The organism is Massilia polaris (assembly GCF_012927275.1).
GTDB lineage: Bacteria > Pseudomonadota > Gammaproteobacteria > Burkholderiales > Burkholderiaceae_D > Telluria_A > Telluria_A polaris.
In genome coordinates this window covers 108,558-134,028 of record NZ_JABBGG010000009.1, presented here as the reverse complement: position 1 = coordinate 134,028, position 25,471 = coordinate 108,558, and the positions used below count along the sequence as shown (strand labels likewise).

Sequence of the window (25,471 nt, the reverse complement as noted above, 5' to 3'; positions counted from 1 at the left end):
ACATACATGGCAACGTCACAATCGAAATCGGCCGGCGCGGTCAAGGAAAACATCTACAGCTGGGAAGGCAAGGACAAATCCGGCAAGACCGTGCGCGGCGAACTGCGCGCCGGCGGCGAAGCCATCGTCAACGTCACCCTGCGCCGCCAGGGCGTGATGGTGACCAAGGTAAAGAAGAAGGTCCACCGTAGCGGCAAGAAGATTACCGACAAGGACATCTCGATGTTCACGCGCCAGCTGGCGACGATGATGAAGGCCGGCGTGCCGCTGCTGCAATCGTTCGACATCGTCGGCAAGGGCCACGCCAACCCGTCGATGGCCAAGCTGATCATGGACCTGCGCAGCGACATCGAGACCGGCACCAGCCTGAACAATGCGTTCCGCAAATACCCGCTCTACTTCGACCCGCTGTTCTGCAACCTGGTCGGCGCCGGCGAACAGGCAGGCATCCTGGAAGACCTGCTGACCCGCCTCGCGATCTACAAGGAAAAGACGATCGCGATCAAGGCCAAGATCAAGTCGGCCCTGATGTACCCGATTTCGATCCTGGCCATCGCGTTCGTGGTGACGGCCGTCATCATGATCTGGGTGGTGCCTGCGTTCAAATCCGTGTTCCAGAGCTTCGGCGCCAACCTGCCTGCCCCGACCCTGATGGTGATGGCGATTTCCGAATTCTTCGTGCAATGGTGGTACCTGATATTCGGCAGCATCTTCGGCGTGCTGTACTTCTTCTTCCAGGCATGGCAGCGCTCGCTGAAGGTGCAACGCTTCATGGACATTACCTTGCTCAAGACGCCGATCTTCGGCGCCGTGATCCGCAAGGCGACGATCGCCCGCTGGACCCGCACGCTGGCGACCATGTTCGCGGCCGGCGTGCCGCTGGTCGAAGCCCTCGACTCGGTCGGTGGCGCGGCCGGCAACGCGGTGTACCTCGACGCCACGCGCAAGATCCAGAACGAAGTCTCGACCGGCACCAGCCTGACGGCGGCAATGCAAAACGCCAACGTGTTCCCGAACATGGTGACGCAGATGGTGCAGATCGGCGAAGAATCCGGCTCGCTCGACGCGATGCTCGGCAAGGTGGCCGACTTCTACGAAGAAGAAGTCGACGAGGCCGTCGGCGCGCTGTCGTCGCTGATGGAACCGCTGATCATGGTGATCCTGGGCGTGCTGATCGGCGGCCTGGTGATCGCGATGTACCTGCCAATCTTCAAGCTCGGCTCGGTGGTGTAAGTCTGCGGTCTGGGGCGGCAAAAAAAACGAAAATGGAGTCGACACGTCGGCTCCATTTTCTTTTGCAAGAACGAATAATCGCCAACGTAGGGCGGATAAGCAGAGCGCATCCGCCGATTCTGCTTGGGTTCGGCTCGTGCATTTATCCATGCGAGATTTCTCTCACCTCGTCTTCCGCCGCAGCAAGCACGAGTCGTGGCGCGGACACTAATAAATCCTGCGGTCGCTTCCCACCAAAAAAGCTATTTACGGACTGGAACCAGTAGGCCATCCCCAACCGTCTTTTGTCGTTCCAAGCACTCGCATTATTGCAGCCAGCGTCTCTAGTGGCCGGTAGCCGTCGCCCGGATCGAGGCCAAAGCTTGGATAGTAATCGACACCATTATGTCGAATGGTAAAAATAGCCCCCTCACGTGTTTGTCTATGGCGTTTTCTGAGCACTTCGTGCATGAAGGGCGGCAGGCTACTGAGCGTTTCGAAGATTGATTCCGCTTGACGTCCCGCACCGTAAGGCAAGGCGAAAGCAACAACATGCTCCGCGTCAAGTCCGGACAGCCAACTGCGAACTTCTGCCGGTGAACCGGCTATCGCAGCGACATCACGCCTCCCTGGCCGTTTCACAGTTTCGCTCATAGTCGCTACCTCGGGAGATTGGTCGCCTATCCGCGATCATAATCCAGATAATCTAATTCTTCCGGTCGATTCCGCAACCGTTTATTGCCACCAAACCCTTTACGGCAACCGAGGCGACGTCCGCCATGCCTTTGCTGATGGAACCGCCAGCTTTTCGTAAAAGAGCCTGGTCACTCCGGAATCGCGAGAATCACGCTCGATGCATTGAAGATGGCCGACACCGCTTTCCCGGACGCCAGCCCAAGGCCGATACTGCTTTCCCTGGTCACTATGGCGGTGACTGCGCCCGCGCCCGGCAAGTCGATCACGACTTCGGTATTCACAGCGCCTTCCTGAAGGCGTCCGATGGTGCCGGTCAGGCGGTTGCTCGCAGAGAAGCGGCTGGTGTCGTCTCCGAGCGCCAGAATGATCGACGACGCCTTGATCAGCGCGATGGCGTCGGAGCCAACACGCAGCCCAAGTTCCGCCGTGCTGGCATGCGTGATCACCGCGACGATCTTGTGGCCTCCCGCGACGTCGAGCTCAATCTCGTCGTTGACCGCACCTGGCCTGACCGAGCTGACCTTGCCGAAAAACTGATTGCGCGCACTGGTTTTCATGCTGACTCTCCTGATGAGCAAATAGTCGTTGGCGAGGTCGCCGCCCTGCCGTCCCAGTTGTTCGACAAAGCGCTGGTGCTCTCGTTCGACGATCTGGAAATTGCGCACCAGCTGTTCGCCGCGCGCGGTCAGCCGGGTGCCGCCGCCGCCCTTGCCGCCAGCCAGGCGCTCGACCAGCGGTTCGCCGGCCAGGTTGTTCATCATGTCGATCGCATCCCAAGCACCCTTGTAGCTCATCTTGACGGCTTTGGCGGCGTGGGTGATCGAGCCGCATTCGGCAATTTTCGCCAGCAAGGCCATGCGTGCCGGACCGCCGAAGTTTTCTCCGTCGACCGTCAGCCAGAGCGATCCTTGCAGCGCCAGCAGCTTGTCTTTTTGCTGCGTCATTGCGGACCCAGCGAAAGGTGGTACTCGTCGCTTGCCGTTTCGTCGACGACCGGCGCGCCGTCCGGCTGCACGATGCCTTCGTGCAGGCGAACGATGTGTTCGCCGAACACCTCGGCATCGGCCGGATCGTGGGTGATCAGCACCATCGGGATCTGCAGGTGGCGCTGCAGCCGGTCCAGTTCGTCGCGCAGCAGCACACGCAGGTGCGGGTCCAGCGCCGCGAACGGTTCGTCGAGCAGCAGCGCGGACGGGTTAGGCACCAGTGCGCGGGCCAGCGCCACGCGCTGCCGCTGCCCGCCCGACAGTTCGGACGGCGACTGATGCGCCAGGTGTTCGAGGTGGAAGGCGTGCAGCCAGTAGTCCACCGCATCGCTGTGCGCCGCGGCGCCGGGGTTCAGCCAGCCGCGCGCCTGGCCGAAGGCGATGTTCTGGCGCACGTTCAGATGCGGAAACAGCGCATAGTCCTGGAACAGATAGCCGACGCGGCGCGCCTGGGCCGCCAGGTCGATCCGCTTGCCTGAATCGAACAGCACGGTATCGCCAACACTGATGCGGCCCTGGTCCGGCCGCATCAGCCCGGCGATCGCTTTCAAGGTCAGGGTCTTGCCGGAGCCGGACGGACCGAAGATGACGACGCGCTGGCTGTCGGACTGGAAGCGTACCCGCAGATCGAAAGTCCGCTTTCCCGAGCGAAGCGTCTTGTGGATGTCGATATCGAAATGCACGATGCTTCCTTTAATGACCGGCGGTGTGACCGGGGGCCAGGCGCCCGGCGGTCAGCAGCACGGCAATGCAGACAACCGAGGTGATGATCACCAGCAGGTTTGCCACATCGTCCTGGCCGGCCTGCACCGCCTCGTACACGGCGATCGACAGCGTTTGCGTGCGGCCCGGAATGCTCCCCGCCACCATCAGCGTGGCGCCGAACTCGCCCAGCGCACGCGCGAACGCCAGCAGCACGCCGGCGAGGATGCCGCGCCAGGCGAGCGGCAACGTAACCCGGAAGAACACCGCCCATTCGGACAGCCCAAGCACGCGCGCGGCATCTTCCAGGCGGCCGTCGATCGCTTCGAAAGCGGCACGCGCCGGTTTCAGCACCAGCGGGAACGCGACGATCGACGCCGCGATGACCGCGCCTTGCCAGGTGAAGATAAGGTGGATGCCGAACGTGTCTTCCAGCCACGCGCCGAACGCGCTCTTGCGTCCGAGGACGACCAGCAGGTAGTAGCCGAGTACGGTCGGAGGCATGACCATGGGCAGCGTCAGGATGCTGTCGAGAAGGTCGCGGCCGGGGAAGCGCCGGCGCGCCAGCAAGTAGCCCACCGCGACACCCAGCACCAGGTTGATCGCGGTCGCCGTGCAGGCGACTTTCAGCGACAATGCCAGTGCGGTCCATGCCGCGCCCATATCGACCGTCACGGCTTCAGGAAACCGTACCTGGCCAGCATCGCTTGGGCAGCGGGCGACATGACATACGCGACGAAGCGCCCGGCCTCGGCACTGTTGGCGCCGGCGCTGGTTTTCGCGATCGGATAGCTGATCGTGGTCGCGAGCGGAACGTCGAGCACCACCCTTACCTTGTCCTTGAACAGGGCTGCATCGGTCGCGTACACGAACCCCGCCTCCGCTTCGCCGCGCGCCACATAGTCGAGCGCCTGGCGCACGTTGGTGGCATGCACCAGTTTTGGCGCGAGCAGAACCCATAGCTTCGCGGACTCGAGGGCGTGACGCGTATAGCGCCCGACCGGGACGCTGGCCGGGTTGCCGACGGCAATGCGCTGGACGGCCGGCTGGCGCAAATCGTCGAGGCTATTCACTTTGTTGGCGCCGTCGAGCGGCACGATCATGACCAGCCTGTTGCGGACGAAATCCTTCCGGTCGCTTGCGGCAACCGCCCCCAGCCTGACTGCCTCGTCCATCGTTTCCTGGTCGGCCGATGCAAACACATCGACCGGGGCGCCTTTGGCGATTTGCTGGAGCAATGCACCCGATGCGCCGAAGTTCAGCAGGATCCTCGAACCTGGATACTGCGCTTCGTAGCCGCGCGCGATGTCCTTGAAAGCATCGGTCAGGCTCGCCGCCGCCGATACCGTCAGTTCGCCCGCATGCACAAAGCCACCAAGGCTAAATGACAGCAGGGCCAGGGCCAGCCGCTTGATAATCGACGCGTGCATCTCCGCTTCCTTTAAAAAGCCGCTACGTCCACCAGTATACCTGCGTTATATAGTTAAGTATATTTCGGCGCGATTTCGGCGGATGGAATGCACGCGCAGCTGCTTTAAATGCTGTGAACCAGGCCAAGGTTCTGGTTGGCCGGCACCGCGATCTCGAGCAGTTTCGGCTTCGGCAGGTTCAGGCCGGCCATCAGTTCGGCGAACTGTTCGCGGCTGCGGTTGGCGAGGCGCGCGTTGTGCAGCTTCTCCCACCCGATCGTCGATACCGACTGCCCCTTGTAGTCGTGCCCCGGCCACATGCGGGTGTCGGCCGGCAGCGCAAACAGCTTCCTCGTCACGCTGTCATACAGGTCGCCTGAACTGCCGCTCTGGAAGTCGGTCCGGCCGCAGCCGTCGATCAGCAGGGTATCGCCGGTAAAGACATTGCCGCGCCACAGGTAGCTCATGCTGCCGGCCGTGTGGCCCGGCGTATGCAGCACATGGATTTCCTCGCCGTCGCCGAAGCGGATCACATCGCCGTCGTTAAGCTGGATCTCCGCCGGCGGAATGCCGCAGCCGCTCGGCACGGCCGCCTTGGCGCCGGTGATCTGGCGCAGCTTGCCGGCCGAGGTCACATGGTCGGCGTGCGCGTGCGTCTCCAGGATGAACGCGAGCTTGAGTCCCAGCCGCCGCAGGTGGCTCAGATCGCGCTCGCAGTGCTGGTCGACCGGGTCGATGATGACGGCGTCGACGCTGCCCGGCGCGGACAGGATGTAGGTGAAGGTCGATGACTCGGCATCGAACAGCTGGATCGGGTTCAGGTTCATCAGAAGTCTCCGTGTAATTATTCTTTTATGCGGCCTGGCGCGATGCGCGCCACTCCAGCAGTTCGAAGATCGCCATCCCCGCAAGCATCGCGGCGGTGAAGATCAAGGGCTTGGCGCCGCCGCTGGCAAGCGACGCGAGCGCCGGACTAGGGCAAAAGCCCGCAAGGCCCCAGCCCGCGCCGAAGGCGAGGCCGCCGAGCACCAGGCGGCGGTCGATGTGCGAGGCGGACGGCAGGTGCATCTCTTCCCCGAGCAGCGACCGCGTGCGGCCTTTGGCAAAGCGGAACGCCACCAGTCCGACGAGGATCGCGCCGGCCATCACGAACGCCAGCGACGGGTCCCATGACCCGGCCAAATCGAGGAAACCCAGCACCTTGGACGGGTCGGTCATGCCGGAGACAATCAGGCCGATACCGAACAGGAGCCCAACTGCGAAAGCCATCAGGATGTGCATGGTGTCCTCCTCAAGCGATGACGTGGCGGATCAGGAACACAGTGGCGAAACCGGCTGCCATGAAGGCGGCGGTCGCCGCCAGCGAGCGTGGCGACAGGCGCGACAGGCCGCAGACCCCATGGCCACTGGTGCAGCCGGACCCGTAGCGGGTTCCCGCCCCGACCAGCAAGCCCGCGGCCACCAGCGCCGCGGTATCCGCATCGATGGTCACCGCCGGCAGCGGCGCGAACATGCTGTAAGCAAGCGGCGCAAGCACAAGGCCCGACAGGAACGCGGCGCGCCAGGAGATATCGCCTCTCGCCGGCCGCAGCAGGCCGCCGAGAATCCCGCTGATGCCGGCGATGCGGCCGTTGAACAGGATTAGCAATGCGGCCGCGAGGCCGATCAACAGGCCTCCCGCCAGCGACGTCCACGGTGTGAAGTTGTTCCAGTCGATCATCATTTTCCCCACCCTTCCTTGCCTCGGGTCGAATTGTCCGACTTTCTTTCCCATTGGTAAATGACCTTCTGGAAATCGCCGCGAAAATTGATTGAATTGCACAATTGCGTGAAGGCACTGCGGTATACTGCGCACAAGCAACTATCGGCCCCACATGAACTCGATAACCCTATTGCCGTCCTTGCGCCACCCGCGAGCGCAGGCAGTGTTAATCTCTCCCACCACCCCAAATACCGTCCCGACATCGACGGCCTGCGCGCCATCGCCGTGCTGGCGGTTGTGCTGTTCCATGCCTTTCCCGCGCTGATCCCCGGCGGGTTTATCGGCGTCGACATCTTCTTCGTCATTTCCGGCTTCCTGATTACCAGCATCATCGCGAGAGAGCTGGAACACGGCAAGTTCACCTTCGCGCGATTCTACGCCCGCCGGATCAAACGTATCTTCCCGGCCCTGCTGCTGGTAATGGCGGCCTGCCTTGCATTTGCATGGTTCGCGCTGTTCCCGGACGAGCTGAAGCAGCTCGGTCTGCACCTCGCGGGCGGCGCCGGCTTCGTCTCCAACCTCGTGCTGTGGCAGGAAGTCGGCTACTTCGACCGCGGCGCCGATACCAAGCCGCTGCTGCATTTATGGTCGCTGGCGATCGAGGAGCAGTTCTACATCGTGTGGCCGGTGGTACTGCTGCTCGCATCCAGGCTGCGGCTTAACCTGCTGCTGGTCAGCGCCGGCCTGGCGCTGCTGTCGTTCGCCGTCAACGTGGGCGGGATCGCCGCGTTCCCGAGCGCGACCTTCTACTCCCCCGCCAGCCGCGCGTGGGAACTGCTGCTTGGCGCGGTGCTGGCGTGTTCGCTGCTCAGGACGCAGCCGGTTGTCCTGTTCGCGCGCGCCGCGGCCGCCGTCTCGCCGAACCTGCGTTCGGCCGCGGGCGCGCTGCTGCTCGCCATCGGCTTTGCCATCATCTCGCGCGAGCACCAGTTCCCCGGCTGGTATGCCTTGCTGCCGACCGTCGGCGCGCTGCTGATGATCGGCGCCGGCCCGCAGTCCTGGTTCAACCGCTTCGTGCTGTCGAACCGGCTGCTGGTCTGGTTTGGCCTGATCAGCTATCCGCTCTACCTGTGGCACTGGCCGCTGCTGGCGTTTGCGCACATCGTCGAATCGGGCACGCCCGCGCCGCAGCTGCGCGCCGCGCTGGTGGCGCTGGCCATCGCACTATCCACCGGAACGCGGACGCCATGTGCGTTGCCACGCGCCGAGGTTGACAAGCAGACGCCCCAGAACGAGGCACACGTCGCCAGCCTGCTGCGTGATTTCCCAGGCGTCAAACGGTTCCGCACCAGGCAGCTGATGTGCGACGACAAGCTGTGCTGGGCCATGAAGGACGGCAACCTGCTGTATCGCGACAATAACCACCTGAGCTACGAAGGCGATCTCTACATCGGCGAGAAATTCGCCGAGTGGCATGCGTCACGAGGCGCTAAACAGGGCGGGAACCGCCCTGACTAAGGCTCCGGCGGATTATTATCGCTTTCGGTAGGTGCAAACAACGATATCGCTCGGCATGAGCTTCAGGAACGGGATAGCGCAGCGCAAAATAAGGCATTGGGTATATAGCGCAACTGGGTGAACCTGCCCGACAAAGCGGAGCCTTTCCAGCAATCCCCCGCTACTTAATGAGCTTAAATGGCGCGACTGCAGTGGCTGGAAGCGGTGACGCGTTACCAACGCGTCGAGGTTTTTCTCGTTGAAATAATGGACATGTGGTGACGGCAAATCCTTCTGCCACATGCGCTCGAACGGACCGTGCCAGTTAAACCGGGCGCACACTTTTGCGATCCGATAGAACACCCCGCTGCTCCTCGGTAGATTCAACACGAGGAGGCCATCTGGACTGAGCTGGTCATAACTTGCTTGCAGCGCGCGATTAATGTCGGGAATGTGCTCGATCACGTCGTTGAACACAATCACGTCAAACAATTCGCTTTGGTTCAGCACGTCCGGGAAGTAACCGATACGCACAGGCAGGCCGCGGTCGCGCGCGCGCTCGGCGACAGCGGTATCCGGCTCGACGCCGACGACGTCGAAGCGCTTGCTTGCTTCGTCGAGAAACCAGCCATGGGCACTGCCGACATCAAGAAGGCGCTTTGCGGAAACCGGAACAAGCCGGTTGATCAGGTCAACGATCACTTTGAAGTTTTCCGCCCGTAAGCTCTTGAGCGCGACCTCGCGATCCAATTCATCAACGCGGGTATGTGCACCCGCCTCGTTAATCACCGGGGCAAGGTCCGCACTCTCATAACGGCAGCTCGGACAAAACCGGTGCCAATCGAATAAACCTGCTTTTGTAGAACCGTCGCATACAAGACATTTCATTCTTATCGCTTCCTGATCATCCATCAATCGTCAAATATGTCACAGTTGCTACTAAATTAACATTAATCTTTTGTAAAATCACGTCCGCATAAAAGAATGTCATTAGCGGCCGTAACCGGCCTCGCACACGCTGAAGAAATTTGCCGATTGGCAAGCATAGGGGGTGCCAAGCGGGCCGGAAAGCCCCTACAATAGGATGATGTAGGGCACTACCCATTTGACTCGACTGTGGAGCACCATGCTACCGGAAACACTTTTGTTCGCACCCGCCGGGTCTGGCGGCGCAGCGCTTGCCGCCGCCCTGTTCGGCCTCCTGATCGGCAGCTTCCTGAATGTGGTCATCTACCGCATCCCGAAAATGATGCAGCGCGAGTCGGACAACTACGTCGCCAGCGAAAGCGGCAAGGAGCTTCCCCACACCGACCGCTTCAACCTGATGGTGCCGCGCTCTGCCTGCCCGCACTGCGGCCACCAGATCACCGCGATCGAAAACATCCCCGTCGTCAGCTGGCTCGCACTGCGCGGCAAATGCCGCTCCTGCAAGGCGCCGATCTCGCCGCGCTATCCAGCCATTGAACTCCTGACCGGCGTAGTCTCCGCGCTGATGGTATGGACCTTCGGCAGCGGCGCGACGGGCTTGGCCGCCCTGGTGTTCGCGTGGCTGCTGATCGCGATGACCTTCATCGACTTCGACACCCAGTTGCTGCCCGACGACCTGACCTACCCGCTGCTGTGGCTCGGTTTGCTGGTCAACCTGAACGGCATGTTCGTGCCGCTGCACGAAGCCGTCATCGGCGCGGCCGCCGGCTACCTGGTCTTGTGGGGCATCTACTGGCTGTTCAAGCTGGTGACCGGCAAGGAAGGCATGGGCTACGGCGACTTCAAGCTGCTGGCCGCGCTGGGCGCATGGCTCGGCTGGACCATGCTGCCAACGATTATCCTGCTGTCGTCGGTGGTTGGCGCCGTGGTCGGCATCAGCCTGATCGTATTCACCAAACACGGACGCGAAAAGCCGATCCCGTTCGGCCCTTACCTGGCCGCGGCCGGACTGATCGCCCTGCTGTTCGGAACCCGCCTCACCGGGTTCACCCAGGGCTTACTGGCTTAATCATGGCAACCGGCGCCGCCAGCACTCCCCACCGCCGGTTCAGCGTCGGCCTGACGGGCGGCATCGGCTGCGGCAAGACGACCGTGGCCAATATGTTCGCCGCGCTCGGCGCCGCGGTGGTCGACACCGACGAAATCGCCCACTCCCTGACTGCGCCGCATGGCGCCGCGATGCCCGCCATCCTCGACGAGTTTGGCGCCGGCTTCGCCACGCCTGAAGGCGCGCTTGACCGCGCCGCGATGCGCGCGCTGGTCTTCTCCGACAGCACCGCGCGCCACCGGCTTGAAGCGATCCTGCATCCGCGCATCCGAGACGCCGCCTACGCGGCCGCCGCCATCGCCACCGGGCCGTACCTTATTTTCGTGGTGCCGCTGCTGATTGAATCGGGCACGTGGAGCGAGCGCGTCGACCGGATACTCGCAATCGACTGTCCGGAACAAGTGCAGGTCGCGCGCGTGATGGCGCGTAACGGCATGAGCGAGCAGCAGGTCCGCGCGATCATGGCGACCCAGGTCACGCGCGCGGAAAGGCTCGCCGCAGCGGACGACGTGGTCGTCAATGAAGGCGGCCTGGACGCACTGGGGCCGCAAATCGCGTCTTTACACGCGAAATATCTGGGGTTTTCCGAAAGAATGTCCCGATTACCGCTTGAGCATTTGTAATTTTGCGTCGCTTCGTTCAGAATCACGTGATTGTCGTTCAGCCTACATTTACAGGGATGTCATTTTGATCGTCTACGAATATCCTTTCAACGAGCGGATTCGCACGTTGTTGCGGCTGGAAGACCTGTACGAGAAGTTCAAGTTCTTTGTGAACCAGGAACATGCAATGCAACACCACGTTGCATTGGCGACCATCTTCGACATGCTCGAAGTTGCCGGCCGCGCCGACCTCAAATCCGACCTGCTGCAGGAACTTGAGCGCCAGAGGCAGAGCCTGCTAAGCTTCCGCTCCAACCCGAAGGTCGTGCCCGAGATGCTCGACGCCGTGCTCAACGAACTCGAAACCGTCAGCAGCGCGCTGGTCGCGGCGCAGGGCAAGACGGGACAGAACATCCGCGACAACGAATGGCTGATGAGCATCCGTGGCCGCACCATCATTCCAGGCGGCGCCTGCGAGTTCGACCTGCCCTCGTATTACGCCTGGCAGCAGCGCCCTGCACAACAGCGCTACGACGACATCGCCAACTGGTTCGCGCCGCTGGCGCCGCTGTTCGATGCGCTGTCGCTGGTGCTGCGCCTGTTGCGCGATTCGGGCGGCCCGGTCAAAATGATCGCCCTCGCGGGAAGCTACCAGCAGATGTTGCAGGGGAAGGTGTACCAGATGCTGCGCCTGACCCTGGACGAATCGATCGGCGCGATCCCCGAGATATCCGCCAACAAATACATGTTGTGGGTTCGCTTCACAACGCAGGGCGGCGAATTGAAACCGAAGCCGCTGGAAGACGATGTGCCGTTCGAGCTCACGCTTTGCAACTTTTAACGCTGTGAGTTAATCATGCCAGTAGTAGCCTGCCCCACCTGCGGCAAAAAGGTCGAATGGACCGAAGCCAACAAGTACCGCCCGTTTTGTTCGGAGCGCTGCAAACAGATCGATCTCGGCGCATGGGCCGAAGAGAAGTTCGTGATTCCAGGGCCGTCGATTGATGACGAACCGCCGCCGGATAAGGACAATGGGTAAGGTACGTTGAAATCGGCGGATGCGCTCACGCTTATCCGCCATTGCCCGCATCAAGCCTGCGCGTAACGTAGCCGATCCAGCCACTCCAACAACGGTATCGTCGCCGGCAACAACGGCTCCACTCCCACCGTCCCCTGCCACGCAAACGCCTGTCCCTCAAGGCTCTGCGGCTCGCCACGCCACTCGCGGCTGATGAAGAAGTGCAGCCTCACATGCGCGTGTTCATACACATGCTCGACCCCGCACCACTCCTCCGCGCTGGCCACCTCGATTCCCAGTTCCTCGACAAACTCGCGCTTGAGCGCTTCGAGTATCGACTCGCCCGCATCGACTTTACCGCCGGGGAATTCCCAGTAGCCCGCATACGGCTTGCCTTCCGGCCGCTGCCCGAGCAGGACATCGCCATTCGGCTTCATCAAAATACCAACCGCCACATCGATCGGGCGTGCTTGTGCTTCATTCATTTAGGGTGTTTTCCTGCGTAGTCTTTTGCGAACTGCCAGGCGACGCGGCCCGAGCGCGAGCCGCGCTGCAAAGCCCACTGCAGCGCCTCGGTGCGCGCCGCCTCGACCTGCTGCGCATCGCAGCCGAAGCTGCCCAGCCAGTGCGCCGCGATGTCGAGATAGTCGTCCTGCTTGAAGGGATAGAACGACAGCCACAGCCCAAAACGCTCCGACAGCGAGATCTTCTCTTCGACCGTCTCGCCGGGATGCAGGTCGCCGTCGCTGCCAGTTTTGTAGGTGGCGTTATCGGACATCCGCTCCGGCATCAGGTGGCGGCGATTGGAGGTCGCGTAAATCAGCACGTTATCGGACTGCGCCGAGATGCCGCCGTCCAGCGCCACCTTGAGCGCCTTGTAGCCGCTCTCGCCTTCCTCGAACGACAGGTCGTCGCAGAAGATGACGAAGCGCTCCGGCCGCCCAGCCACCAGGTCGACGATGTCGGCCAGTTCGGCCAGGTCTTCCTTGTCCACTTCGATCAGGCGCAGGCCGTCGCTGGCGAACTGGTTCAGGCAAGCCTTGATCAACGACGATTTGCCAGTACCGCGCGCGCCGGTCAGCAGCACGTTGTTGGCCGGGCGGCCCTGCACGAACTGGCGCGTGTTCTGCTCGATCTGCTGCTTTTGAGTGGCAATGTTGTGCAGGTCGTCGAGGCTGATCGACGACACGTGCATCACCGGCTGCAGGTAGCTGGCGCCGCCACCGGTGCGCTTGCGCCAGCGGAAGGCAATGCTGCGCTTCCAGTCCGGTTCGCGCGGATAACTGGGCGGCAGCACCGCCTCCACCCGCTGCAGCAACGCTTCCGCGCGCAGCAGGAACTGGTCGAGTGGCGTCATGTGGACTTACGAGCGGTAGTCGGCGTTGATGGTGACGTAGTCGTGCGACAGGTCGCAGGTCCAGACGGTGGCGGTGGCGTCGCCGCGCGCCAGCTTGACGCGCACGGTGATCTCGCTCTGCTTCATCACGCGCTGGCCGTCCGCTTCCTGGTAGTCCGGATTGCGGCCGCCGTTCTTGGCGACCCAGACGTCGTCTAGGTACATGTCCAGCTTCGTGACGTCGAGGTCGTCCACGCCCGCGTAGCCGATAGCTGCGAGGATGCGGCCCAGGTTAGGGTCGGATGCGAAGAATGCGGTCTTGACCAGCGGCGAGTGCGCGATCGAGTAGGCGATCTTGCGGCACTCTTCGACGCTGGCGCCCTCTTCCACCGTGATGGTGATGAACTTGGTCGCGCCTTCGCCGTCGCGGATGATCTGCTGCGCCAGGTTGCGCGAGATGTCGGTGACCGCTTCCTTCAGCGCTTCGTATTCCGGCGTGCCGGCCGAGTCGATCACCAGGCTGCCGGCGCCGGTGGCGATCAGCATGAAGGAATCGTTGGTCGAGGTGTCGCCGTCGATGGTGATGCAGTTGAACGAGTGATCCGCAGCGTGGCGCACCAGCTGGTCGAGCACCGGCTGCGCGACCTTGGCGTCGAACGCGAGGTAGCCCAGCATGGTCGCCATGTTCGGCTTGATCATGCCGGCGCCCTTGCTGATGCCGGTCATGGTGACGGTGTGGCCGCCGATGGTGACGGTGCGCGACGCCGCCTTCGGCTGCGTGTCGGTCGTCATGATCGCTTCGGCCGCGTTGTACCAGTTGTCGAGCTGGAGATTCGCGACCGCGTCAGGCAGGCCGGCGACGACCTTTGCCACTGGCAGCGGTTCGAGGATCACGCCGGTCGAAAACGGCAGGATCTGCTGCGGGTGGCAATCGAGCAGCTTGGCCAGCGCCGCGCAGGTAGCCTGCGCATCCGCCAGGCCGCTGTCGCCGGTGCCCGCGTTGGCGTTGCCGGTGTTGACCAAGAGCGCCACGATCTTCTCGCCGCCGCTTGACGCCGCCGCCAGGTTCGCCTTGCTGACCTGGACCGGCGCAGCGCAGAAGCGGTTCTTGGTGAAGACGCCCGACACGGTGGCCGTCGGCGCCAGCTTCATCACCAGCACGTCCTTGCGGTCCGGCTTCTTGATGCAGGCTTCGGCAAAGCCGATTTCGATACCGTGGACGGGCTTCAGGTCTTCGGCGACGGGGAGTGGGGAATTGACGGCCATGGCAGGATCTCTAGCGTAAGAAATGAAGCCGCTATTGTACCGCCTGATGCAAAAAAGGTACGCATGGCCGCCGTGGGATCAGCGTGATGCGCTCGACCAGACCTGCATGCACTGCGACCCGGTCCAGCTGATGCCTTCCGGGCAGGTGCACAGCTTGTCTTCGAGTTTGGTGTTGGCCGGGCACTGGGCCTGTTCCTGCGCCTTGAGGCTGCCGCCCACCTGGGGTTCATGGCGCGGCGGCTGGACACCCCACCACAACGCCACCAGTAAACCTGCAACGACAACACCCGCGGTGCGAATCGAGTTCATGGCATCCTCCGAAGTTATGGAACGATGCGCTTAGATTGCAGTAAGGGGGCTGGACGGAGTTGCGCGTCGTCAACTTCGTGTCATGGCGAGAACAAGCGAAACCGCTGAGCCACATTTGTCACGATGAGCAGCGCGACTAAGCGTGTTCGAACAGGCGCTTGTCGAAGCTAAATTCCCTTGCCACAGAAAGGCGAACACGGTTGTACGTAGCGTGCCGTGCGTTCAGAACAACGTTATTTTCTTCCGGGACGACCACCGACGGAACCTTCATTGCAAGCTCAGTCACTGCGGCGATCCAGGCGCCCCCGAAAGCTTGGGCCGAGCGTGATGTCGGCAAGGTATCCCAACCGGCAGGCAAGTCCTCCCGGTTGGGAACGTATATCGACGCAGAGTCCGGTATGTCGACCGCAATAAGGACAAGTGGCGGCAACGGAGCGAAGCCGAGGTGGACAAATTTTTCAAGTGCGCACAGAGAAATGGAGGTACTCGAATAAAGGGCTGGCGAACCGACCGGATTCCAGCGACCGCCAAATTGCGTAGTTCCGATGCATCGCTTGTCGAGCGCATACTTTCGTTGTTCAATGCGCCAAAGCCTCATAGGACCCCGCCGCACGCGATGGCATTCAGAACCTGCCGCACGGCCATGGCGCCCGGCTCTGTATCGAGATAGTCCATAGGCGCGGTATCGTGGAAGGTGCGATTCGTTGTGCGAAGCCATGTTTTCGCAGCCTCTGCGTCATCGAATACTTCTTCTGCCATCGCCGTGACGTCCGCGAGGCGCCAAAGTCCCTCTGATGCGACGGAGTCCATAGGGGCGCCGCGTTTGACCAGCGTATGCGCGGCAGCTTCAGGAAGACGCACGATGGCCTGGATGCGCTTGAGCGGCACATTGAAATACGTCCCGGCATCCATTAGTACGCTTGCCGAAAAACCTGCGCGAATTGCCGCAATCGCTTCTTGCCGATCCCTCGCTAACTCATGCACGAGCTCGGCAAACGCATTGTTGGCCTTAACGGTTTCAGCGAGCGGTTGACCACCATTCTGTGGCAACTTCACGGGCCCCGGTTTGACTCTCATGATCCCCTCCGTTCTGCAGAATAGCGTACGCGAATTGGCAGTGACCTGCAATCGGCGCGCGCAATCGGAACGAAGGCCCAGCACACGGTTGTTGGTTTGCCGGCCAATGAAAAAGGGAGGAAGAACTTTCGCTCTCCCTCCCTTTTTTCTAACCCGCAGGCCGCGTTAAGCGAGCTTGCCGTGGCACTGCTTGAACTTCTTGCCGCTGCCGCAAGGGCATGGGTCGTTGCGGCCGACCTTGATGCCCATGTAGCCTTCGTCGGCCGCCATCGCTGGCGCCGTCGTCGGGGCCAGCAGCTCTTCCGGCCCCGCATCCGGATTGAAGTCCGCGTGCTGGAAGTTGAGGTTCTCGACGTGCGACTGCGCCATCGCCGCTTCGGCCGCGTCGATCTCGTCGCGCGACTGGATGCGTACCGTCATGATGGTGCGAACGACTTCGTTCTTGATCATGTCGAGCATCGCGCCGAACAGCTCGAACGCTTCGCGCTTGTATTCCTGCTTCGGGTTCTTCTGCGCATAGCCACGCAGGTGGATACCCTGGCGAAGGTGGTCCAGCGCCGCGAGGTGTTCGCGCCAGTGGGTGTCCACGCTTTGCAGCATGACGTTGCGCTCGAAACCGCCGAACGATTCCTTGCCGACGATCGCGACCTTCGCCGCGTACGATTCTTCCGCCGCAGCCAGCACGCGCTCGAGGATGTCTTCGTCGTTCAGGTTGTTGTCCGCGGCCAGCATGTCGGCCAGCGGCATGTCGAGCTGCCATTCGTTGGCCAGGGTCGATTGCAACGTCGCGATGTCCCACTGCTCTTCCACCGATTCGGCTGGCACGTGAGTGCGCACCAGGTCGGTGAACACGCCCGCGCGCAGCGATGCGATCAGCTCCGAAATGTCGGTCGCTTCGAGCAGTTCGTTACGCTGGGTGTAGATGACCTTGCGCTGGTCGTTGGCGACGTCGTCGTATTCGAGCAGCTGCTTGCGGATGTCGAAGTTGCGCGCTTCAACCTTGCGCTGCGCCGATTCGATCGAGCGCGAGACGATGCCCGCTTCGATCGGTTCGCCTTCCGGCATCTTCAAACGGTCCATGATCGCGCGCACGCGGTCGCCGGCGAAGATGCGCAGCAGCGCGTCGTCGAGCGACAGGTAGAAGCGCGACGAGCCCGGGTCGCCCTGGCGGCCGGAACGGCCACGCAGCTGGTTGTCGACGCGGCGCGATTCGTGGCGCTCGGTGCCGATGATATGCAGGCCGCCTTGTGCCACGACCAAGTCGTGCAGCGACTGCCATTCGTCACGCAGCTTGTCCGATTGCGATGCCTTGTCGGCGTTCGCCAGTTCGGCGTTCGCTTCGATGATCTGGATCTGCTTTTCGACGTTACCGCCCAAAACGATGTCGGTACCGCGGCCCGCCATGTTCGTCGCGATGGTGACCATCTTCGGACGGCCCGCCTGCGCGATGATTTCCGCTTCGCGTGCGTGCTGCTTCGCGTTCAGGACGTTGTGCTCGATGCCGTTCTTGGTCAGGATACCCGACAGCAGTTCCGAGTTTTCGATCGAGGTGGTACCAACCAGCACCGGCTGGCCGCGCTCGCAGCAGTCGCGGATATCGACCAGCATGGCCTGGTATTTCTCGTCGGCCGATTTGTAGACCTGGTCCTGGCGGTCCTTGCGCTGCGAAGGACGGTTCGGCGGGATCACCACGGTTTCGAGGCCGTAGATTTCCTGGAATTCGTACGCTTCGGTGTCGGCGGTACCGGTCATGCCGGCCAGCTTGCCGTACATGCGGAAGTAGTTCTGGAAGGTGATCGAGGCCAGCGTCTGGTTCTCGTTCTGGATGCGCACACCCTCCTTCGCTTCGACAGCCTGGTGCAGGCCGTCCGACCAGCGGCGGCCCGTCATCAGGCGGCCGGTGAATTCGTCGACGATCACCACTTCATTGTTCTGCACCACGTACTGCTGGTCCTTGTGGTACAGCGCGTGCGCGCGCAGCGCCGCGTACAGGTGGTGGATCAGCGTGATGTTGGCCGCGTCGTACAGCGATGCGCCTTCCGGCAGCAGGCCCATCTTGGTCAGGATCTCTTCGGCGTGCTCGTGACCGCGCTCGGTCAGCAGCACGGAGTGCGCCTTCTCGTCCTTGGTGTAGTCGCCCGGGACCTGCACTTCGCCCTTGCCGTCCGGCGTCTCTTCGCCGATCTGCAGGGTCAGCATGCCCGGCACTTCGTTCAGCTTGTAGTACAGCTCGGTGTGGTTCTCGGCCTGGCCGGAGATGATCAGCGGGGTGCGCGCTTCGTCGATCAGGATCGAGTCGACTTCATCGACGATCGAGAAGTTCAGGCCGCGCTGCACGCGCTCGCTGGCCTCGTAGACCATGTTGTCGCGCAGGTAGTCGAAGCCGAACTCGTTGTTGGTGCCGTAGGTGATGTCGGAGGCGTAGGCCTTCTGCTTGGTGTCGTGGTCCATCTGCGACAGGTTGATACCGGTCGACAGGCCCAGCCAGCTGTACAGGCGTCCCATCCACTCGGCGTCGCGCTGTGCCAGGTAGTCGTTGACCGTAATCACGTGCACGCCCTTGCCGGACAGCGCGTTGAGGTAGGCCGGCAGCGTCGCCATCAGCGTCTTGCCCTCGCCCGTGCCCATTTCGGCGATCTTGCCAAAGTGCAGGACCATGCCGCCGATCATCTGGACGTCGAAGTGGCGCATCTTGAGCACCCGGCGGGCCGCCTCGCGGCACACGGCGAATGCTTCGGGCAGGATGTCGTCCAGCGCCTCGCCCGCAGCGACGCGCCCTTTGAATTCGGGAGTCTTCGCCTGGAGTTCAGCGTCCGACAGCTTTTCGATCTGCGGTTCGAGTGCGTTGATCTCGCGAACCGTTTTTTGATATTGCTTGAGCAGCCGCTGGTTGCGGCTACCGAAAATCTGAGTCAGTAATGACATGCTTGAATTCTTGAAAAAGACGCCGAAAAAGAAACCCGGGTGATGGCAAAATTACATCACCCTGAGGCCGACTATGGCAAAAAGACAGTGATTTTATCATGCGATCCCGTGCCAAATGGGGATAGTACGTTAGATAACAAGATGCAAGTATGAAGCGGGCCGCCCCGGACGGCCGCGCGGCCCCGCCAGCCCACAGATGAGCTATTTGCTGGTATCCTTCCGTGCTTGCTGCAAGCGTATGATTTTGCAAAGATTTTCTGACACTACCGCCGGGGCTACCTCGCATGTTACAAATTAATAGTCTGGCCGCTAAAATCGGCCGTTTCGAGGCGCCGATCCAGCAGGCGCTGGCCCGCGTCACGGCCAGCGGCTGGCTGGTCCTCGGCCCGGAAGTACGCCAGTTCGAGCAGGCCTTTGCCGCCTATGTCGGCGCCGGTTATTGCGTTGGCCTTGCCAACGGCACCGATGCGCTCGAACTCGGTTTGCGCGCATTGGGCGTCGCCTCCGGGCAGCGCGTCGCCACTGTTGCGAACGCAGGCATGTACGCCAGCACCGCCATCCTGGCCATCGGCGCCGCGCCGGAATTCATGGACGTCGACCCTGCCACCCAGGTCACCACGCTCGCCGAAGTGGAGCGCGTGCTCGACGCCGGCGTTGCAGCTGTCGTCGTCACCCATCTGTATGGCCAGGCGATCCGCGATATCGCGCACATCGCGGCGCTGTGCGCGGCGCGCGGCGTGCCGCTGCTGGAAGATTGCGCCCAGGCGCACGGCGCCCGCATCGACGGCCGCTGCACCGGCAGCTTCGGTGACGCCGCCGCCTTCAGCTTTTATCCGACCAAGAATCTCGGCGCGCTCGGCGACGGCGGCGCCGTGGTCACCAGCAGCGAAAGGCTGGCCGCGCGCGTGGCGCAGCTGCGCCAGTACGGCTGGAGCGCCAAATACCAGGTCGAGCTTGCGGGCGCGCGCAACAGCCGGCTCGACGAGATGCAGGCGGCCCTGCTGTCGGTCTTCCTGCCCGCGCTCGACGCCGACAACGCGCGCCGCCGCGCCGTCGTACGCGCATACGCGAGCCGCATCCGCCATGCCGGCGTTCAGCTGCCCGCATTCGATGGCGGCGGCGACAGCTACGTGGCGCACCTGTGCGTGGTGCGCAGCCTGGACCGCGACGGCTTGCGCGCCCACCTGCGCGAACAAGGCATCGGCAGCGATGTCCATTACCCGATCCCCGACCACCGCCAGCCGCTGTTCGGCGAGCGCTTTGCCGCCGTACGGCTGCCGCACACGGAACGCCTGGCGGGAGAGGTGCTGACCTTGCCGTGCTACCCGGAGATGACCGACGCCCAGGTGGACCAGGTCATCGAGGCGGTCAACCAGTGGCAGGCCGCGTGATCTGCTCGGTAGTCATCCCCGTCTACAAAAACGAGGAATCGATCCCGCGCCTGCTGTCGGCGCTGGCAGACATGAACGACAGCCTGCGCGGCCAGCTCGAAGTAGTGTTCGTGGTGGACGGCAGTCCGGACCAGTCGTACAAGCTGCTGCGCGACGCGCTGCCCACGCTGGGCTACCAGGCGCAGCTGCTGGCGCATTCGCGCAATTTCGGTTCGTTCCAGGCGATCCGGACCGGCTTGGCGGCCGCGCGCGGCGACTACTACGGCGTGATGGCGGCCGACCTGCAGGAGCCGCCCGAGCTGCTGCTGGCCTTCTTCGCCTCCCTGTCGGCTGACGAATGCGATGTCGCCATCGGCACGCGCAACCGCCGTTCCGATCCGCTCGCCTCGCGCATCGCCTCGGGTATCTTCTGGGGCATCTTCCGGCGCCTCGTCGTGCCCGACATGCCCGAAGGCGGCGTCGATGTGTTCGGCTGCAACCGCGCGTTCCGCGACCAGCTGCTCAAGCTGGAAGAATCGCGTTCATCGCTGATCGTGCTGATTTTCTGGCTCGGCTTCCGCCGCAAGCTGCAGGGCTACGACCGCCAGGTGCGCCAGGAAGGCAAATCGGCCTGGACCCTGTCCAAAAAAATCGACTACATGATGGACAGCGTGTTCTCGTTCACCGACCTGCCGATCCGCCTGCTGATCCGCGCCGGCCTGGCCGGCTCGCTGCTGTCGGTGGCCATGGGCGCGATGGTGCTGATCGCCCGCCTGACCGGCGATATCGCCGTGCCCGGCTATGCCACCACGGTGATCTCGGTGCTGCTGCTGGGCGGACTGAACCTGCTTGGCCTCGGCCTGGTGGGCACCTACGCATGGCGCGGTTACGAAAACAGCAAAGGCCGTCCGCTCGCGGTGGTGGCCGCCCACACCAGCAACCGGGACAGCGAATGACGCACGGGCGCGCGGTCCACTATGCTCCGCTGGCGATCCTTGGCCAGCCGGAAGCGTGCGGACACAGCTGGCTGGCGGAGCTCGAGGCCGACCTGCAGGCAGGTGCGCTCGAGCGCATCGACGGCGGCGACGGCATTGCCCTGTACCTGCGCGCGCTGGCATGGGACAGCGGCTATTTCGGCGTGCCCAGCTTCCGCCTCGAGTACACCGAAATGCCGCCCGGCTGCAGCGCCGCGGTGCTGGCCCTGGCCTATGCGCGGCTGCGCGCACTGCTGGCCGCGCGCCATCCGCAGTTCTACCTGATGGCCGAAGTGCCGGCCGAGGACACCGCGGCCATCGGCGGGATGAGCCGCGCAGCATGGCGCATGATCGAAACCCGCATCACCTGCTATCGCGACGACATCCAGCGTTTCGCGCCCCCGCGCCGCTACGCGGTACGCGACGCCGCCGATGCCGATGTGACCGAGCTGCGCTTGGCCGCTATCGACGCCGTCAACCTGTATGACCGCTTCCACGCCGACGACTTCTTTACCCGGGCCGAAGCCGATGCTTTCCTCGCGACCTACGTCGCCAATTCGGTGGCCGGTTTCGCCGACGAGGTCATCGTGCCTGCCAGCGGGCCGGCCAATGCCTTCCTCACCGCGCTGTACCTGCCGGAGGCCGACGCCCTGCCCGGCCGCCGGATCGGCAAGATGGTGCTGTCGGCCGTCGCCGCCGCGCGCAGCGGCTGGTACGTCAAGCTGATCGGCGAAATGAGCATGCGCATGCGCGAGCGCGGCGTGGACAGCGTGTTCATGACTACCCAGGCCACCAACCGCGCCGTCCTCAAGGTATGGCAGCACCACGGCTACCGCTACGGCCGCTGCACCCATTTATTCTCGACTTACGAACGCCACCGACCATGACCCAGATCCCCGCGACTTCCGCCCAGGTCCACCCCGGCGCCAGCGTCGCCGCCTCATGCCGCCTGGGCGACTACGTCACCGTGCATGCAGGCGCGCTGCTCGGCGACGATTGCGAAGTCCTCGGCTTCACCCAGCTGTGGGCCGGCGTGCGGCTGGAACGCGGCGTGCACCTCGGCCCTGGCGTGGCGCTCGAGCAGCCCGTCGATGACGCCGGCGCCATCGTGCTTGGCGCCGGCTGCCGGGTGGGCGCCAACGCAACCATCCGGCGCGGCGTGCATGTCGGCGCCGGCGCCGTGGTGGAACCCGGCTCGGTCGTGGCCCAGTCGGTGCCGCCGTTTGCCATCGTCAGCGGCGCGCCTGCGCGCGTCACCGGCTACGTCGAACAGCTGTCCCCGGAAGCGGGCGGCAAATGGCACAACATCGCCAGCTTCCCGGCCACGCCTGCGGTCGTGCGCCTCGGCGTAGGCGACGTCACCCTGCACCGCCACAAGATGGTTGGCGATCCGCGCGGCGACCTGGTGTACGGCGAGTTCCCGACCGACGTGCCGTTCGAGGTCAGGCGCTACTTCCTGGTGTTTAACGTCCCCAGCGAGAAGACCCGCGGCGAGCACGCGCACCGCCGCTGCAAGCAGTACCTGATCTGCGTAAAGGGCAGCTGCGCGCTGGTGGTCGACGACGGCAATGCGCGTTGCGAAGTGGTGCTCGATTCGCCCGACCAGGGCGTCTACCTGCCGCCGATGACCTGGGGTATCCAGTACAAGTATTCACCGGACGCGGTACTGCTGGTGCTGACCTCGGAATACTACGAAGCGGCCGACTACATCCGCAACTACGGCGAGTTCCTCGACGAGGTCAGGAGCGGCGCGCAGTGACGGCCGGGCGTGCCGCCCGCTGGCTGCGCTTCGTCGCGGGCGGCGTAGCCAACACCGCCTTCAGCTACGGCGTCTACCTGCTGCTCCAGTTTGTCATGGATTACCAGCTTGCCTACCTGGTGGCGTACGCCGCCGGCATCGTGTTTGCCTACTGGTTCAATGCGCGCCATGTGTTCCGCGTGCCGCTGTCGTGGCGCGGACTGTTTGCCTACCCGCTGGTGTACGTGGTGCAGTACGGGCTGTCCGCACTGCTGCTGCACGTGCTGGTCGAACGCCTGGGCGCCGCGCCGGCCTGGGCGCCGCTGCCGGTCACCGTCGCCATGCTGCCGCTGACCTACGCGATGAACCGGCTGGTGCTCACCTTTAAGGGGAGCCGGACATGAACACCTCGATGAGCGCGATCCTGCGCGCTGAATGGCGCTGGTGGCTGCCTGGCGCCGCGTTGAGCATGCTGCTGGCCAGCGTGCTGCTGTCGGGCTGGCCAGCCGGCCTGCTGCCCGGCCTCGGCGTGCCGCTCGACTACCATCACGACAGCCTGAGCCACGCGTGGCTGGTCCAGCGCGCGATCGAAGGCTGGATCTTCGACAACCCGCGCAGCGGCTACCCGTTCGGATCGAATTTCCTCGACTATCCCGGCGCCGACGGCGCCAGCCTGGTGCTGCTCAAACTGCTGGGGCTTCCCGGCTGGGGCTTCCAGGCCGCGATGACGCTCTACTTCCTCGGCGGCTTCGGCGCGATCTTCGCCGCGGCCTACGGCGCGATGCGCGCACAGGGCCTGGCGCGCCCGCTGGCCCTTTCCGCCGCCCTCTTGTTCAATTTCGCGCCCTTCCACTTCCAGCGCGCCGAGCATATCTTCCTGACGTTTTATGTGGCTGTGCCGCTGTTCTTCCACGTCGCGATGCAGCTGTGGCGCCAGCCGCCGCGCGCCTTGCGCTGGCGCGACGCCGGCCTGGTCGCGCTGGGCTCGACCGGGGTCTACTACGCCTTCTTCGGCTTGCTGGTCGTGGCGACGGCCGCGCTTGCGCGCCTGGTGCGCGGCTGGGATGGCGCGGTGGTGCGCCGGACGCTGGCCGTGATGTCGCTGGTGCTGGCCGGGGTCCTGGTTAACGTGGCGCCCAACCTGGCGCAGCGCCATCCTGACGGTCCGAACATGGAAGTAGCGCAGCGTGGCGCCCACGAGGCCGAACTGCTCGGCTTCAAATTCGCCCAGCTGGTCATGCCGCGCATCGATCACCGGATCGAGCGCTGGAACCAGTACGCGCTCGATTACTACAAGCAGTTCCCGCTGTCGAACGAGAATGTCACCAGCAATCTGGGCGCGGTGGCGTCGGCGGGCCTCGCCATCATGCTGTGCGCCGTTTTCGCCGCGCTGGCGGGACGCAAGGTCGCGCCGCCGGTCGCCCTGCTTGCGCTGGTGGTGCTGATGCTGTTCATGTTCGGCACGGCCGGCGGATTCGGATCGCTGTTTTCACAGATCGTATCGGCATCGCTGCGCGGGTGGAACCGGATCAGCATCTTTATCGCGTTCGGCGCGCTGCTGGGCGGATTCCTTGTTCTGCAAGGCTGGATCCGGGGCCGCGGCGCGGTCGTCGCCGTCGCCATCGTCCTTGCGGTTGCCGGGCTGCTGGACCAGACCGCGGCCCCGTCGGCGCCGCACCGGGCGGCCGGGCAGCGCGCTTTTGCCCTCGACCGCGACTTCGTCGGCGCCATCGAGAAATCGCTCCCTGCGGGCAGCGCGGTCTACCAGCTGCCGTACATGGGATTCCCCGAGGTCGGACCGCGCGAACGGATGGAAGCGTACGACCACATGGCCGGCTTCCTTCATTCGCGCACGCTGCGCTGGAACTACGCGGGCATGAAGGGCCGCGAGGGCGACCTGTTCTACCGCGCGCTGGCGCAGGAACCGATGGCGCGGCAGCTGGACGTGATGCGCCGCCTGGGCTTCGCCGGCATTTATCTTGACCGTGGCGGCTATGCCGACCATGGACAGGCCGCCGTGGCGGAACTGACCGCGCTGCTGGGAGCCGCACCCTCGCTGGTGCGTGCCGATGGCGAGGTGGTGTTTTTCCGGCTCCACGGGACCGCAGCACCGCTTCCCGAAGGCACGGCGGCGCTGGACCTGATGCGCAAGGCCGGCTACCTCGTCGGCCCGATGGGGAAACTGATCGACGCGAGCCTGGCGGACGGAATCGACTTCACGCGCCCCGAGGTGCCGCTGTTTGTGCGCAAGCTGCAAGGCTTGTCCGTGCCGGAGCCCAGCGGGCGCTGGTCGGACGCCAACGTCGCCCGCACAGTCACGGTCACCTTCCGCGAGGCTTTACCCAGGCGCTTCGTGCTGAAACTGAGCGGGCGGCCATTCGGCCCGAACCTAGGCAAGAACATCACGATCCGTATCGACGGGCGCAGCTACACCCGGCCAATCGACGCCGACCCGTTCATGCTGAACCTGCCGGTCGAGCTGGCATCCGGCGACGTGCGCGACATCGACATCGCCCTGCCGCAACCGGCCTCGCCGCACGAACTGGGACTGGGCGAGGACAGGCGCAGACTGGGACTGCTGTTCGAGCGCCTGAGCGTGGCCAGCGAATAACAGGGC

General features: G+C 63.7%; 28 protein-coding genes. 12 read left to right on the top strand and 16 right to left on the bottom strand.

Translation table 11 applies throughout. The features are described 5' to 3' along the window. Positions 1-6 precede the first annotated feature (6 nt). On the top strand, positions 7-1,233 hold the full coding sequence (locus tag HHL21_RS16315) for a type II secretion system F family protein (RefSeq protein WP_169467750.1): 1,227 nt from the start codon (positions 7-9) through the stop codon (positions 1,231-1,233). A gap of 246 nt (positions 1,234-1,479) precedes the next feature. On the opposite strand, the gene HHL21_RS16310 is transcribed toward HHL21_RS16315, so the two are convergent. From HHL21_RS16310 to HHL21_RS16275, 8 genes are all read right to left on the bottom strand, one after another. Next, positions 1,480-1,866: a hypothetical protein gene (locus tag HHL21_RS16310; RefSeq protein ID WP_169467748.1), complete on the bottom strand. Its 387-nt coding sequence runs from the start codon at positions 1,864-1,866 to the stop codon at positions 1,480-1,482. Positions 1,867-2,036: 170 nt separating this feature from the next. Continuing rightward, positions 2,037-2,852, bottom strand: a complete 816-nt coding sequence (locus tag HHL21_RS16305) for a TOBE domain-containing protein (RefSeq protein ID WP_169467746.1) — start codon at positions 2,850-2,852, stop codon at positions 2,037-2,039. Then, positions 2,849-3,577: an ATP-binding cassette domain-containing protein gene (locus HHL21_RS16300; protein ID WP_169467744.1), complete on the bottom strand. Its 729-nt coding sequence runs from the start codon at positions 3,575-3,577 to the stop codon at positions 2,849-2,851. The genes HHL21_RS16305 and HHL21_RS16300 overlap by 4 nt, the downstream gene beginning before the upstream one ends. 10 nt (positions 3,578-3,587) lie before the next feature. Next, on the bottom strand, positions 3,588-4,259 hold the full coding sequence (modB, locus tag HHL21_RS16295; RefSeq protein ID WP_169467902.1) for a molybdate ABC transporter permease subunit: 672 nt from the start codon (positions 4,257-4,259) through the stop codon (positions 3,588-3,590). Positions 4,260-4,267: 8 nt separating this feature from the next. Beyond that, positions 4,268-5,026, bottom strand: coding sequence for a molybdate ABC transporter substrate-binding protein (gene modA / locus HHL21_RS16290; protein WP_169467742.1), 759 nt, complete (start codon positions 5,024-5,026; stop codon positions 4,268-4,270). A gap of 104 nt (positions 5,027-5,130) precedes the next feature. After that, positions 5,131-5,832: an MBL fold metallo-hydrolase gene (locus HHL21_RS16285; RefSeq protein WP_169467740.1), complete on the bottom strand. Its 702-nt coding sequence runs from the start codon at positions 5,830-5,832 to the stop codon at positions 5,131-5,133. 25 nt (positions 5,833-5,857) lie between these two features. Continuing rightward, positions 5,858-6,286 carry a YeeE/YedE family protein gene (locus tag HHL21_RS16280; protein ID WP_169467738.1) on the bottom strand — a complete coding sequence of 143 codons (429 nt, stop codon included), beginning with the start codon at positions 6,284-6,286 and terminating at the stop codon, positions 5,858-5,860. A gap of 10 nt (positions 6,287-6,296) precedes the next feature. Then, positions 6,297-6,728: a YeeE/YedE family protein gene (locus HHL21_RS16275; RefSeq protein ID WP_169467736.1), complete on the bottom strand. Its 432-nt coding sequence runs from the start codon at positions 6,726-6,728 to the stop codon at positions 6,297-6,299. Positions 6,729-6,833: 105 nt separating this feature from the next. On the opposite strand from HHL21_RS16275, the gene HHL21_RS16270 reads away from it, so the two are divergent. Then, entirely contained in the window at positions 6,834-8,225 is a 1,392-nt protein-coding gene (locus HHL21_RS16270) for an acyltransferase family protein (protein ID WP_370659744.1), read from the top strand. A 15-nt stretch (positions 8,226-8,240) separates the two neighbouring features. Here the strand turns inward: HHL21_RS16270 and HHL21_RS16265 are convergent, their stop codons facing one another. Next, positions 8,241-9,116 carry a class I SAM-dependent methyltransferase gene (locus HHL21_RS16265; RefSeq protein WP_229496486.1) on the bottom strand — a complete coding sequence of 292 codons (876 nt, stop codon included), beginning with the start codon at positions 9,114-9,116 and terminating at the stop codon, positions 8,241-8,243. Positions 9,117-9,330: 214 nt separating this feature from the next. Between HHL21_RS16265 and HHL21_RS16260 the strand changes: the two genes are divergently transcribed. The 4 genes from HHL21_RS16260 to HHL21_RS16245 all read left to right on the top strand — a co-directional run bounded on the left by HHL21_RS16260 (position 9,331) and on the right by HHL21_RS16245 (position 11,880). Beyond that, complete coding sequence (locus HHL21_RS16260; RefSeq protein ID WP_169467732.1) at positions 9,331-10,200, top strand: prepilin peptidase; 870 nt, start codon at positions 9,331-9,333, stop codon at positions 10,198-10,200. A gap of 2 nt (positions 10,201-10,202) precedes the next feature. Then, positions 10,203-10,862 carry a dephospho-CoA kinase gene (coaE, locus tag HHL21_RS16255; protein WP_169467730.1) on the top strand — a complete coding sequence of 220 codons (660 nt, stop codon included), beginning with the start codon at positions 10,203-10,205 and terminating at the stop codon, positions 10,860-10,862. Between the two features lie 64 nt (positions 10,863-10,926). Next, positions 10,927-11,682, top strand: coding sequence for a cell division protein ZapD (gene zapD / locus HHL21_RS16250; protein ID WP_169467728.1), 756 nt, complete (start codon positions 10,927-10,929; stop codon positions 11,680-11,682). A 15-nt stretch (positions 11,683-11,697) separates the two neighbouring features. Further along, on the top strand, positions 11,698-11,880 hold the full coding sequence (locus HHL21_RS16245; RefSeq protein ID WP_206085817.1) for a DNA gyrase inhibitor YacG: 183 nt from the start codon (positions 11,698-11,700) through the stop codon (positions 11,878-11,880). A 50-nt stretch (positions 11,881-11,930) separates the two neighbouring features. On the opposite strand, the gene HHL21_RS16240 is transcribed toward HHL21_RS16245, so the two are convergent. From HHL21_RS16240 to secA, 7 genes are all read right to left on the bottom strand, one after another. Beyond that, positions 11,931-12,344: an NUDIX domain-containing protein gene (locus HHL21_RS16240; protein WP_169467726.1), complete on the bottom strand. Its 414-nt coding sequence runs from the start codon at positions 12,342-12,344 to the stop codon at positions 11,931-11,933. Further along, on the bottom strand, positions 12,341-13,216 hold the full coding sequence (locus HHL21_RS16235) for an ATP-binding protein (RefSeq protein ID WP_169467724.1): 876 nt from the start codon (positions 13,214-13,216) through the stop codon (positions 12,341-12,343). Before HHL21_RS16235 ends, HHL21_RS16240 begins: the two co-directional genes overlap by 4 nt. Before the next feature lie 6 nt (positions 13,217-13,222). Further along, positions 13,223-14,461 carry a bifunctional glutamate N-acetyltransferase/amino-acid acetyltransferase ArgJ gene (gene argJ, locus HHL21_RS16230; RefSeq protein ID WP_169467722.1) on the bottom strand — a complete coding sequence of 413 codons (1,239 nt, stop codon included), beginning with the start codon at positions 14,459-14,461 and terminating at the stop codon, positions 13,223-13,225. Between the two features lie 78 nt (positions 14,462-14,539). Next, the gene (locus HHL21_RS16225; protein WP_169467720.1) at positions 14,540-14,770 is read right to left on the bottom strand and encodes a hypothetical protein; all 231 of its coding nucleotides are present in this window, start codon (positions 14,768-14,770) and stop codon (positions 14,540-14,542) included. A 136-nt stretch (positions 14,771-14,906) separates the two neighbouring features. Then, the gene (locus HHL21_RS16220) at positions 14,907-15,368 is read right to left on the bottom strand and encodes an RES family NAD+ phosphorylase (protein ID WP_169467718.1); all 462 of its coding nucleotides are present in this window, start codon (positions 15,366-15,368) and stop codon (positions 14,907-14,909) included. Next, the gene (locus HHL21_RS16215) at positions 15,365-15,847 is read right to left on the bottom strand and encodes an Xre family toxin-antitoxin system antitoxin (RefSeq protein WP_169467716.1); all 483 of its coding nucleotides are present in this window, start codon (positions 15,845-15,847) and stop codon (positions 15,365-15,367) included. Before HHL21_RS16215 ends, HHL21_RS16220 begins: the two co-directional genes overlap by 4 nt. A gap of 165 nt (positions 15,848-16,012) precedes the next feature. Beyond that, positions 16,013-18,772 carry a preprotein translocase subunit SecA gene (gene secA, locus HHL21_RS16210; RefSeq protein ID WP_169467714.1) on the bottom strand — a complete coding sequence of 920 codons (2,760 nt, stop codon included), beginning with the start codon at positions 18,770-18,772 and terminating at the stop codon, positions 16,013-16,015. 284 nt (positions 18,773-19,056) lie between these two features. On the opposite strand from secA, the gene HHL21_RS16205 reads away from it, so the two are divergent. The 6 genes from HHL21_RS16205 to HHL21_RS16180 are packed head-to-tail and all read left to right on the top strand — an operon-like array spanning position 19,057 to position 25,465. Beyond that, positions 19,057-20,163: a DegT/DnrJ/EryC1/StrS family aminotransferase gene (locus HHL21_RS16205; protein ID WP_169467711.1), complete on the top strand. Its 1,107-nt coding sequence runs from the start codon at positions 19,057-19,059 to the stop codon at positions 20,161-20,163. Further along, a complete protein-coding gene (locus HHL21_RS16200; protein ID WP_370659743.1) occupies positions 20,148-21,098 on the top strand; it encodes a glycosyltransferase family 2 protein in 951 nt (316 codons plus the stop codon). Before HHL21_RS16205 ends, HHL21_RS16200 begins: the two co-directional genes overlap by 16 nt. Next, positions 21,095-22,003 (top strand): hypothetical protein, encoded by a 909-nt coding sequence (locus tag HHL21_RS16195; protein ID WP_169467709.1) that lies wholly within the window; start codon positions 21,095-21,097, stop codon positions 22,001-22,003. Before HHL21_RS16200 ends, HHL21_RS16195 begins: the two co-directional genes overlap by 4 nt. Continuing rightward, on the top strand, positions 22,000-22,875 hold the full coding sequence (locus HHL21_RS22050; RefSeq protein ID WP_308640244.1) for a WxcM-like domain-containing protein: 876 nt from the start codon (positions 22,000-22,002) through the stop codon (positions 22,873-22,875). The genes HHL21_RS16195 and HHL21_RS22050 overlap by 4 nt, the downstream gene beginning before the upstream one ends. Beyond that, a complete protein-coding gene (locus HHL21_RS16185; protein ID WP_370659742.1) occupies positions 22,872-23,258 on the top strand; it encodes a GtrA family protein in 387 nt (128 codons plus the stop codon). The genes HHL21_RS22050 and HHL21_RS16185 overlap by 4 nt, the downstream gene beginning before the upstream one ends. Beyond that, the gene (locus HHL21_RS16180; protein WP_169467704.1) at positions 23,255-25,465 is read left to right on the top strand and encodes a DUF7024 domain-containing protein; all 2,211 of its coding nucleotides are present in this window, start codon (positions 23,255-23,257) and stop codon (positions 25,463-25,465) included. Before HHL21_RS16185 ends, HHL21_RS16180 begins: the two co-directional genes overlap by 4 nt. The last annotated feature ends 6 nt before the right edge of the window (positions 25,466-25,471 follow it).

Bases quoted from the DNA above. Each gene is read 5' to 3' on its own strand.
- HHL21_RS16220 (WP_169467718.1), bottom strand. From the start codon at position 15,368: ATGAGGCTTTGGCGCATTGAACAACGAAAGTATGCGCTCGACAAGCGA.
- HHL21_RS16265 (WP_229496486.1), bottom strand. From the start codon at position 9,116: ATGGATGATCAGGAAGCGATAAGAATGAAATGTCTTGTATGCGACGGT.
- HHL21_RS16205 (WP_169467711.1), top strand. From the start codon at position 19,057: ATGTTACAAATTAATAGTCTGGCCGCTAAAATCGGCCGTTTCGAGGCG.
- HHL21_RS16285 (WP_169467740.1), bottom strand. From the start codon at position 5,832: ATGAACCTGAACCCGATCCAGCTGTTCGATGCCGAGTCATCGACCTTC.
- HHL21_RS16315 (WP_169467750.1), top strand. From the start codon at position 7: ATGGCAACGTCACAATCGAAATCGGCCGGCGCGGTCAAGGAAAACATC.
- HHL21_RS16225 (WP_169467720.1), bottom strand. From the start codon at position 14,770: ATGAACTCGATTCGCACCGCGGGTGTTGTCGTTGCAGGTTTACTGGTG.
- HHL21_RS16245 (WP_206085817.1), top strand. From the start codon at position 11,698: ATGCCAGTAGTAGCCTGCCCCACCTGCGGCAAAAAGGTCGAATGGACC.
- HHL21_RS16180 (WP_169467704.1), top strand. From the start codon at position 23,255: ATGAACACCTCGATGAGCGCGATCCTGCGCGCTGAATGGCGCTGGTGG.
- HHL21_RS16260 (WP_169467732.1), top strand. From the start codon at position 9,331: ATGCTACCGGAAACACTTTTGTTCGCACCCGCCGGGTCTGGCGGCGCA.
- HHL21_RS16240 (WP_169467726.1), bottom strand. From the start codon at position 12,344: ATGAATGAAGCACAAGCACGCCCGATCGATGTGGCGGTTGGTATTTTG.
- coaE (WP_169467730.1), top strand. From the start codon at position 10,203: ATGGCAACCGGCGCCGCCAGCACTCCCCACCGCCGGTTCAGCGTCGGC.
- argJ (WP_169467722.1), bottom strand. From the start codon at position 14,461: ATGGCCGTCAATTCCCCACTCCCCGTCGCCGAAGACCTGAAGCCCGTC.
- HHL21_RS16215 (WP_169467716.1), bottom strand. From the start codon at position 15,847: ATGAGAGTCAAACCGGGGCCCGTGAAGTTGCCACAGAATGGTGGTCAA.
- HHL21_RS16280 (WP_169467738.1), bottom strand. From the start codon at position 6,286: ATGCACATCCTGATGGCTTTCGCAGTTGGGCTCCTGTTCGGTATCGGC.
- HHL21_RS16275 (WP_169467736.1), bottom strand. From the start codon at position 6,728: ATGATGATCGACTGGAACAACTTCACACCGTGGACGTCGCTGGCGGGA.
- HHL21_RS22050 (WP_308640244.1), top strand. From the start codon at position 22,000: ATGACCCAGATCCCCGCGACTTCCGCCCAGGTCCACCCCGGCGCCAGC.
- modA (WP_169467742.1), bottom strand. From the start codon at position 5,026: ATGCACGCGTCGATTATCAAGCGGCTGGCCCTGGCCCTGCTGTCATTT.
- HHL21_RS16235 (WP_169467724.1), bottom strand. From the start codon at position 13,216: ATGACGCCACTCGACCAGTTCCTGCTGCGCGCGGAAGCGTTGCTGCAG.
- secA (WP_169467714.1), bottom strand. From the start codon at position 18,772: ATGTCATTACTGACTCAGATTTTCGGTAGCCGCAACCAGCGGCTGCTC.
- HHL21_RS16310 (WP_169467748.1), bottom strand. From the start codon at position 1,866: ATGAGCGAAACTGTGAAACGGCCAGGGAGGCGTGATGTCGCTGCGATA.
- modB (WP_169467902.1), bottom strand. From the start codon at position 4,259: ATGGGCGCGGCATGGACCGCACTGGCATTGTCGCTGAAAGTCGCCTGC.
- HHL21_RS16195 (WP_169467709.1), top strand. From the start codon at position 21,095: ATGACGCACGGGCGCGCGGTCCACTATGCTCCGCTGGCGATCCTTGGC.
- HHL21_RS16305 (WP_169467746.1), bottom strand. From the start codon at position 2,852: ATGACGCAGCAAAAAGACAAGCTGCTGGCGCTGCAAGGATCGCTCTGG.